We start from the raw sequence: 9,169 nt of genomic DNA on the forward strand, positions 1-9,169 counted from the left end.
AGCGGCCTCGGCGAGCGCGGCCTCCGGGTCCTCGCCACGCTCACGCGCGGCACGGGCGATCAGCCGGTCCGACTCCTCGCGCAGCTCGACGGCACGACGCTGCGCGCGCTCCAGCTGCTTGGTGAGGTCGGTGACCTCGCGCTCGGCCTGCTGCGCGGCGTTGCCCGCGGACTCGGCCTGGACCTCGGTCATCGACCGGGCACCGGTGATCTCCGCGACCTCCGGATCGAAGCTCGTACCGCCCTGGATGATGTGACGCGAGGCGTCGACGCCCGCGTCCTCCATCAGCCGGAAGATCTGGCGGCGCTGGTGCGGCAGGGAGAGCGAGACGACCGTGCCGGAGCGGCCCGCGCGGGCCGTACGGCCGGAGCGGTGCAGGTAGTCCTTGTGGTCGCCGGCCGGGTCCACGTTCAGGACCAGGTCGATGCCGTCGACGTGGATGCCGCGGGCGGCGACGTCGGTCGCGACGAGCGCGTTGACGTAACCCTTCTTGAAGTCCTCAAGGACGCGGGTACGGGCGCCCTGCGTCATACCGCCGTGCAGCGCGTCGGCCTTCACACCGGACTCGCAGAGCTGCTCGGCGATACGGTCGGCGCCCAGCTGCGTACGGACGAAGATGATCGTGCGGCCCTTGCGGGAGGCGATCGCGGCGGTGACCGGCGCCTTGTCCTTGGGCTTCACGATGAGGATGTGGTGGGACATCGTCGTGACGTTGCCCTGGGCGCTGTCGACCTCGTGCGTGACCGGGTTGGTCAGGTAGCGCTTGACCAGCGTGGAGATCTCGTTCTCCATCGTGGCCGAGAACAGCATGCGCTGGCCGCCGCCGGGGATCTGGTCGAGCAGCTCGGTGACCTCGGGCAGGAAGCCCAGGTCGGACATCTGGTCGGCCTCGTCGAGGACCGCGACCTGGACGTTCTCCAGGGAGCAGGCGCCGCGGTTGATGATGTCGCGCAGCCGGCCCGGGGTGGCGACGAGGACGTCGACACCGCGCTCCAGGGCGTAGATCTGGTTGCCCATCGACGTACCGCCGCAGACGACCTTCATCTTCAGGCCGAGCACGTCGCCGTAGGGCTGGAGGGCGTCCGCGACCTGCATCGCGAGCTCACGCGTCGGCGTGAGGATGATGCCGCGGGGCTTCTTCTTCTCGGTGTGGCCGCCGGAGAGCTGTGTGAGCATCGGCAGACCGAAGGAGAGGGTCTTGCCGGAGCCGGTGCGGCCGCGGCCGAGGATGTCCTTGCCGGCCAGGGCGTCCGGGATGGTCGCGGCCTGGATCGGGAAGGGGGAGGTCACGCCGTTCTGCGCGAGCTTGCGCACGACGCCCTCGGGCAGACCCAGGTCGCTGAAGGTGACCTCGGGAGTCTCGGGAGCCGCAGGCGCGGCAGTCTCGTCGACAGCGTCCCCGATGTTCTCGTTCTCGGGCACGACGACGTGATCAGTACTGGAAATGGACATGCGAATGCGAAACCTTCCGGAGTCTCGTACGGCACGCGCCCGTCAACTCCGTGATTTCGCAAACGACCGCCTCAATGCGGTCAGCCACGGCAAGGGAGAGTACGCGCCACACGGCGCGCTCTACTTGGCGCCGGGCAATGGGATCAAACGATCTACCACCATACGCACCCCCCACCCGGTAAGGCAAACCGGCTCCGAGAGGCTCTGGTCACACCGCCTCCGGACCCTCTCGCCGAACCCCGGTGCACCCCCTCTGACCAGGCCCGTTGCGACCAGGCCCGTTCAGGCCTCGACACCGGCCTGGGGCTCCGGTTCCCGCCGCTCCACGAGCTGCGGTTCGGGCTCCGGGTGCGCCGAGGACGACGGCTCGGCGGTGGTCGGGTCCGGCGACGGGGGCGGCGGTTCTTCCTTGGTGGGCGTCGGCTCGGGGGCCGGTCGCGTCGGCGTGGGCTGGGCCTTCGTCGGTGAAGGCGCCCCCGGCTTGGGCTTCTTCCCGTCCTTCCCGTCCTTCCCGCCCTTGCCCGGCTTGGGCGGAGCGGCCGTCCCGCTCTCGCCGGCGGACGGCGACGCCGACCCGGACGCCGACTCGTGGGGCTTCACCGGTCCGTGTTTTCCGTCACCCGTCCCGCGGTAGCCGGGGCCTCCGCCGCTCACCGCGGACCCGCCGTCGGGCGCCTCACCGCCCCGCTGCCCGGCCGACTGCGAGGGCTTCGCGCGGTCGCCCCCGTCGTCACCGACGCTCATGCAGCCGGCGGACGCGGCGACGGCGAGGGCAGCGGCGGCCAGACGGACGGGTACGTACTTGGCGCGCACGGGCAGCCACCTCCGGGCGGTGTGAGGAGTCCCCCTGCCCAACTCCCGCCGCCCGCAAGAAGACACGCGAACGCCGGAGAGACACGGGAGAACCGCCCGCGGGGCACGAGAGATATGTCACCCGCGCGTCGTCAGCCGTGTCCGAGGGCCTGCAGCCGCGCGTCGTCAGCCTGTCCGCGAGGGTGCGGCCGCGCTTCGAGAGGCTGCGGCCGCACGTCGTGACCCGTACGTCGTCACCCGTACCCGAGGGCGTGCAACCGCGCGTCGTCGATCCCGAAGTGGTGGGCGATCTCGTGGACCACGGTCACCTCGGTCTCGGCCACCACCTCCTCCCGCGTCGCGCACATCCGCAGCGTGGGCCCCCGGTAGATCGTGATCCGGTCGGGCAGCACCCCGGCGTACCACTCGCCGCGATCGGTCAGCGGAGTCCCCTCGTAGAGCCCGAGCAGCTCGGGGTCGTCGGCGGGCGGTTCGTCCTCGACGAACACCGCCACGTTGTCCATCAGCCGCGTCAGCTCCGGCGGAATCCGGTCCAGCGCCTCGGCGACCTGCTCCTCGAACTCCTCGCGCGTCATCTCCAGCACAGGGCCATTGTCCGGCACCGACGCGCGGACGCCATGGGAAGCGGCGTACGAGAACACACCCCGGGGCACGCCCGGGAGCGGGAGCCGCGCCGCATATCCGCCCCCGCCTCTGGGCATACGGGACCAATGGCCCGCGTCCCCGCTGCCGCCACCGCTCTGCACCGTGTACGACGGGTTCCCCTCGCCCTCGTACGCCGCTACCGCGCACGCCGCACACACCCCGTCACCCCCGTCGTCGAACTCGTCCGCCAACCGCACCCCTGGGTCCGCGCCCTGGGCCTCGTCACCGTGGTGCTGTTCGGCGCGTGGCTGGGCCTGCTGACCGTCGGGAACGTCCGGGCACCGGTGGGCCCCATGGACACCACGATGACGCTGCGCCCCTCCCTCACGGGCGGCACGAAGATCAACGTCTCGCCGCTCGGCGCCCTGGAACTGCGCAGCCACACGGCACCGCTCCGCCTCGACGTGGACGTCGACCAGCTCGACCCCGTCCGCTCCCAGGCCCTCGTCGACCGCCCCGAACGCCTCTCCGGCCTCCAGGACGAGGTGGCCCAGGACGTCAGCGACGGCACCCTCGACCTGGCCGTACGGTCCGTCGTCGCCGTCGTTTCCGGCGCGACCGCCCTCGGCCTCGCGGTCTACCGCCGCCCGCGCCGGGCCCTGGCGGCCGGCGGCCTGGCCCTGACCCTGCTGGTGGCCTCGGGAGCGACGGCCTTCGCGACCTGGAACCCCAACTCGGTCCTGGAGCCGAAGTTCTCGGGCCTGCTCTCCTCCGCCCCTTCGGTGGTCGGCAACGCCCGCAGCATCGTCAGCGAATTCGACGTCTACCAGAAGGAGTTGGCCCGCCTGGTGACGAACGTGACGAAGCTGTACGACGTCACGTCCACGCTCCCCGCCTACGCGCCCGACCCCTCCACCATCCGCGTCCTGCACGTCTCCGACATCCATCTCAACCCGGCGAGCTGGAAGATCATCGCCTCGCTGGTGAAGCAGTACAAGATCGATGTGATCGTCGACTCCGGCGACACCATGGACCACGGCACGGCGGCGGAGAACGGCTTCCTGGACCCGGCGTCCGACCTCGGCGCCCCGTACGTCTGGGTGCGCGGCAACCACGACGGCCGCGTCACCCAGAGCTATCTGGAGCGCATGAAGAACGTGCACGTGCTCGACGACGGCCGGGCCGTCTCGGTGGCGGGCCTGCGCTTCGCGGGCGTCGGCGACCCGCAGTTCACCCCCGACCGCACGGCCAAGCTGGGCGGCGACCAGTCGGAGGTGCTCGCGGGGGCCCGCCTCGCCTCCTCCCTGCGCGACCAGAAGGCGGCCGGCACCCCCGTCGACATCGCCGTCGCGCACAACCCGACGGCCGCACGCCAGACGGACGGCGACGTCCCCCTGGTCCTGGCCGGCCACCTCCACCACCAGGAGATGGAGGTCCTGAAGTACGGCACCCGGCTGCGCATCGAGGGCTCCACGGGCGGCGGCGGTCTGCGCGCGCTGGAGGGCAAGGACCCCGCACCGATCGAGACGTCGATCCTCTACCTCGACCGCGACACCCGCCGCCTCCAGGCCTGGGACGAGATCAAACTGGGCGGTCTCGGGCTCACGACCGCCGAGGTCAGCCGCCACCTCCCCAAGGAGAACCAGCCGGGCGCCGTCACCACCCCGGCCACCCCGACCCCTTCCGCACCCACCCCGTAAACCGTTTTGGCGATCCCTCCCGCCATCCCATATGCTTCTCACGTCCCCGACGCGCCGCGAGGCGCCCAGGCGGGCCGATAGCCCTCATCGTCTAGCGGCCTAGGACGCCGCCCTTTCAAGGCGGTAGCACGGGTTCGAATCCCGTTGGGGGCACGTAAAACCGTGTGCGACACTGTTCGCACACAACAGCTTGGTCCTGTGGAGCAGTTTGGAGTGCTCGCCACCCTGTCAAGGTGGAGGCCGCGGGTTCAAATCCCGTCAGGACCGCTGAGATTCCTCGCGAATCTCTCGGCTGGGTAGCTCAGTTGGTACGAGCGACCGCCTGAAAAGCGGTAGGTCGCCGGTTCGACCCCGGCCCCAGCCACAGCACAGGCCCCGATCCCCGGATCGGGGCCTTGTTGTATGCCCGCACAAAAGCGTTCGCCCCTCGTTTCCCCGAGGTGAGATCCTGGAGGGCGTATGTCAACGACTCCTGCCCCCGCCTTCGGCGCCATCGCCCCCCGCCTGACCGAGCTGTCCCTGCGCGACGCGCAGCGGCTCGGGCGCAGGCTCGAAGGCGCGCGCAAGATCCGTAAGCCCGAGGCCCGGGCCGCCGTCCTCGCCGAGATCGAGGCGGAGGTCGCCAAGGGCGAGGCCCGGATGGCCGAGCGCCGTTCCCGCGTGCCCGCGATCACCTATCCCGAGCAGCTCCCGGTCAGCCAGAAGAAGGACGACATCGCGGCCGCCATCCGCGATCACCAGGTCGTCATCGTCGCCGGCGAGACCGGTTCCGGTAAGACCACCCAGATCCCCAAGATCTGCATGGAGCTCGGCCGCGGCGTCCGCGGCATGATCGGGCACACCCAGCCCCGCCGGATCGCCGCCCGGACCGTCGCCGAGCGCGTGGCGGACGAGCTCGACGTCACACTGGGCGAGGCCGTCGGCTGGAAGGTGCGCTTCACCGACCAGGTGAACCAGGACGGCACCTTCGTCAAGCTGATGACGGACGGCATCCTGCTCGCCGAGATCCAGACGGACCGCGAGCTGCGCGCCTACGACACGATCATCATCGACGAGGCCCACGAGCGGTCCCTCAACATCGACTTCCTGCTGGGCTACCTCGCCCAGCTGCTGCCCAGGCGCCCGGACCTCAAGGTCGTCATCACCTCCGCGACCATCGACCCCGAGCGCTTCTCCCGCCACTTCGGCGACGCCCCGATCGTCGAGGTCAGCGGGCGTACGTACCCCGTAGAGGTCCGCTATCGCCCGCTCCTCGAAGAGGAAGGCGACGACTCCGACCGGGACCAGATCACCGCGATCTGTGACGCCGTCGAGGAGCTCCAGGGCGAGGGCAAGGGCGACATCCTCGTCTTCCTCTCCGGTGAGCGGGAGATCCGCGACACCGCGGACGCGATCACGAAGAAGAACTACCGCTTCACCGAGGTACTGCCCCTGTACGCGCGCCTCTCGCACGCCGAGCAGCACCGCGTCTTCCAGCAGCACACCGGCCGCAGGATCGTTCTGGCTACCAACGTCGCCGAGACCTCCCTCACCGTCCCGGGCATCAAGTACGTGATCGACCCGGGCACCGCCCGTATCTCCAGATACAGCCACCGAACGAAGGTCCAGCGCCTCCCGATCGAGCCGGTCTCGCAGGCCAGTGCCAACCAGCGCAAGGGCCGCTGCGGCCGGACCAGCGACGGCATCTGCATCCGCCTCTACTCCGAGGACGACTTCCTCGCCCGGCCGGAGTTCACCGACGCCGAGATCCTCCGTACGAACCTGGCGTCCGTCATTCTCCAGATGACCGCGGCCGGGCTCGGGGACATCGAGAAGTTCCCGTTCATCGACCCGCCGGACCACCGCAACATCCGCGACGGCGTCCAACTCCTCCAGGAACTGGGCGCGTTGGACCCCGCCCAGAAGGACGCCCGCAAGCGCCTCACCGACCGGGGCCGCAAGCTCGCCCAGCTGCCCGTGGACCCGCGGCTGGCCCGGATGGTCCTGGAGGCCGACAAGAACGGCTGTGTGCGCGAGGTCATGGTGATCGCCGCCGCGCTCTCCATCCAGGACCCGCGCGAGCGCCCGGCCGACAAACAGACACAGGCCGACCAGCAGCACGCCCGCTTCAAGGACGAGACGTCCGACTTCCTGGCGTACCTCAACCTCTGGCGGTACGTGCGCGAGCAGCAGAAGGAGCGCGGCTCGTCGTCCTTCCGCCGGATGTGCAAGCAGGAGTACCTGAACTTCCTGCGGATCCGCGAGTGGCAGGACATCTACACCCAGCTGCGGACCGTCGCCAAGCAGATGGGCCTCCATCTGGAGGAGCCTGCGGCGGGTGCTGACGCCCCCGACCAGCAGGTCCACCTCTCCCTCCTCGCCGGCCTCCTCTCCCACATCGGTATGAAGGACGTGAAGGAGGCCGGGGGGGAGGGCGGGAGAAACACAGGGAAGAACGAGTATCTGGGCGCCCGGAGCGCCAAGTTCGCGATCTTCCCCGGCTCGGCCCTCTTCAAGAAGCCCCCGCGCTTCGTGATGTCCGCCGAACTCGTCGAGACGTCCCGCCTCTGGGCCCGGGTCAACGCGAGGATCGAGCCCGAGTGGGTCGAGCCGCTCGCGGAACACCTGCTGAAGCGCACGTACAGCGAACCGCACTGGGAGAAGGACCAGGCCGCGGTGATGGCGTACGAGAAGGTCACGCTGTACGGCGTGCCGATCGTCGCCCAGCGGAAGGTCAACTACGGGCGGGTCGACCAGGAGGCCAGCCGCGAGCTTTTCATTCGCAACGCACTGGTCGAGGGCGACTGGCGTACGCACCACAAGTTCTTCGCGGACAACCGCAAACTCCTCACCGAGGTCGAGGAGCTGGAGCACCGCGCCCGGCGCCGCGACATCCTCGTGGACGACGAGACGCTGTTCGACTTCTACGACCAGCGGGTGCCCGAGCACGTCGTGTCGGGGGCGCACTTCGACTCCTGGTGGAAGCACGAGCGGACCATCGCAGGAGCAGAGCCCGAGCTGCTCGACTTCGAGCGGTCGATGCTCATCAACGAACGGGCCGGGGATGTCAGCAAGGACGACTATCCGGACACGTGGCGTCAGGGTCCGCTCAAGTTCCGGGTGACCTATCAATTCGAGCCAGGTGCGGACGCGGACGGCGTCACCGTCCACGTCCCGCTCCAGGTGCTGAACCAGGTCACGGACGAGGGCTTCGACTGGCAGATCCCGGGCCTGCGCGAGGAGGTCGTGACGGAGCTGATCCGCTCCCTCCCGAAGCCGATCCGCCGGAACTACGTCCCCGCCCCGAACTTCGCCCAGCGGTTCCTGGACCGGGCGGTGCCCCTGCAGGAGCCGCTGACGACGACGATGGCGCGCGAGCTGAAGCGCATGGTCGGCGTCCCCCTCACGGCCGACGACTTCGACTGGTCCCGGGTCCCCGACCACCTGCAGATCACCTTCCGGATCGTCGACGAACGGCGGCGCAAGCTGGCCGAGGACAAGGACCTGGAGGCCCTGAAGCTGCGTCTGAAGCCGAAGGCGCGCCAGGCGATCTCGCAGGCCGCGGCGGCGACGGCCGAGCGGGAGGGCGGCGGGGCCATCGAGCGGACGGGCCTCACGGACTGGACCATCGGCTCCCTGACCCGTGTCTTCGAGACGCGTCGGGCCGGCCAGCCGGTGAAGGCGTTCCCCGCCCTGGTCGACGACGGCGACACCGTCTCCGTGCGCCTCTTCGACACCGAGGCCGAGCAGCAGCAGGCCATGTGGAAGGGCACCCGGCGGCTCATCCTGCGCAACATCCCGGTGAACCCTGCCAAGTTCGCCTCGGACAAGCTCACGAACGCCCACAAGCTGGCCCTGTCCGCGAACCCGCACGGCTCGGTCCAGGCCCTCTTCGACGACTGCGCGACGGCCGCCGCCGACAAGCTGATCGCCGACTTCGGCGGCCCGGCCTGGGACGAGGAGTCGTACCGCAAGCTGTACGAGAAGGTGCGCGCGGAGATCGTCGACACGACGGTCCGTACGGTCGACCGGGTGCAGCAGGTCCTGGCCGCCTGGCAGGCCTGTGAGCGCCGCCTGAAGGGCGTACGGAGTGCCGTGCTGCTCGCGAACCTCACGGACGTACGGAAGCAGCTGGACGCCCTCGTGAAGCCCGGCTTCGTGACGGAGACGGGTCTGCGGCGGCTGCCGGACCTGATGCGCTATCTGGTGGCCGCGGACCGCCGGCTCCAGCAGATGCCGACGAACGTCCAGCGGGACACCAGCCGCATGGAGAAGGTCCACGAGATGCAGGACGAGTACGCCTGGCTCCTGGAACAGATGCCGCAGGGGCGGCCCGTGCCCTCCTCCGTCCTGGACATCCGCTGGATGATCGAGGAGCTCCGGGTCAGCTACTTCGCCCACGCTCTGGGCACGGCGTACCCCGTCTCCGACAAGCGCATCGTGAAGGCGATCGACGCCGCCGTCCCGTAACGACGCCCGCACAGTGGGTGAGTTCGCCCAGGAGGCTCACCCTCCTGTAGAGTCCTGTCTCGCAGCGCAACGCAAGATCCGCACTGCGAAACCTGGTCCTGTGGAGCAGTTTGGAGTGCTCGCCACCCTGTCAAGGTGGAGGCCGCGGGTTCAAATCCCGTCAGGACCGC

The 9,169-nt window shown here is 69.8% G+C and carries 5 protein-coding genes and 4 tRNA genes; 6 read left to right on the forward strand and 3 right to left on the reverse strand.

What is annotated here, in order from left to right:
• The 3 genes from O3Q52_RS41950 to O3Q52_RS41960 form a co-directional block, all read right to left on the reverse strand.
• A partial coding sequence (locus O3Q52_RS41950; protein WP_269653805.1) for a DEAD/DEAH box helicase occupies positions 1-1,452 on the reverse strand: 1,452 nt, incomplete at its 3' end.
• Positions 1,453-1,734: 282 nt separating this feature from the next.
• Complete coding sequence (locus tag O3Q52_RS41955; protein ID WP_269653806.1) at positions 1,735-2,265, reverse strand: hypothetical protein; 531 nt, start codon at positions 2,263-2,265, stop codon at positions 1,735-1,737.
• A 233-nt stretch (positions 2,266-2,498) separates the two neighbouring features.
• Positions 2,499-2,849 carry a metallopeptidase family protein gene (locus O3Q52_RS41960; protein WP_055613650.1) on the reverse strand — a complete coding sequence of 117 codons (351 nt, stop codon included), beginning with the start codon at positions 2,847-2,849 and terminating at the stop codon, positions 2,499-2,501.
• A gap of 126 nt (positions 2,850-2,975) precedes the next feature.
• On the opposite strand from O3Q52_RS41960, the gene O3Q52_RS41965 reads away from it, so the two are divergent.
• The 6 genes from O3Q52_RS41965 to O3Q52_RS41990 all read left to right on the forward strand — a co-directional run bounded on the left by O3Q52_RS41965 (position 2,976) and on the right by O3Q52_RS41990 (position 9,168).
• Positions 2,976-4,550 (forward strand): metallophosphoesterase, encoded by a 1,575-nt coding sequence (locus O3Q52_RS41965; RefSeq protein ID WP_269653807.1) that lies wholly within the window; start codon positions 2,976-2,978, stop codon positions 4,548-4,550.
• Between the two features lie 80 nt (positions 4,551-4,630).
• Positions 4,631-4,703: transfer RNA gene (locus O3Q52_RS41970), tRNA-Glu, on the forward strand.
• Positions 4,704-4,742: 39 nt separating this feature from the next.
• A tRNA-Asp gene (locus O3Q52_RS41975) sits at positions 4,743-4,817 on the forward strand.
• 23 nt (positions 4,818-4,840) lie between these two features.
• Positions 4,841-4,914 (forward strand) — tRNA-Phe (locus tag O3Q52_RS41980).
• A 95-nt stretch (positions 4,915-5,009) separates the two neighbouring features.
• The gene (gene hrpA, locus O3Q52_RS41985; RefSeq protein WP_269653808.1) at positions 5,010-8,999 is read left to right on the forward strand and encodes an ATP-dependent RNA helicase HrpA; all 3,990 of its coding nucleotides are present in this window, start codon (positions 5,010-5,012) and stop codon (positions 8,997-8,999) included.
• Between the two features lie 94 nt (positions 9,000-9,093).
• A tRNA-Asp gene (locus tag O3Q52_RS41990) sits at positions 9,094-9,168 on the forward strand.
• Position 9,169: the final 1 nt, after the last annotated feature.

Origin of the sequence: Streptomyces sp. ActVer, assembly GCF_027270795.1 — a bacterium.
GTDB lineage: Bacteria > Actinomycetota > Actinomycetes > Streptomycetales > Streptomycetaceae > Streptomyces > Streptomyces umbrinus_A.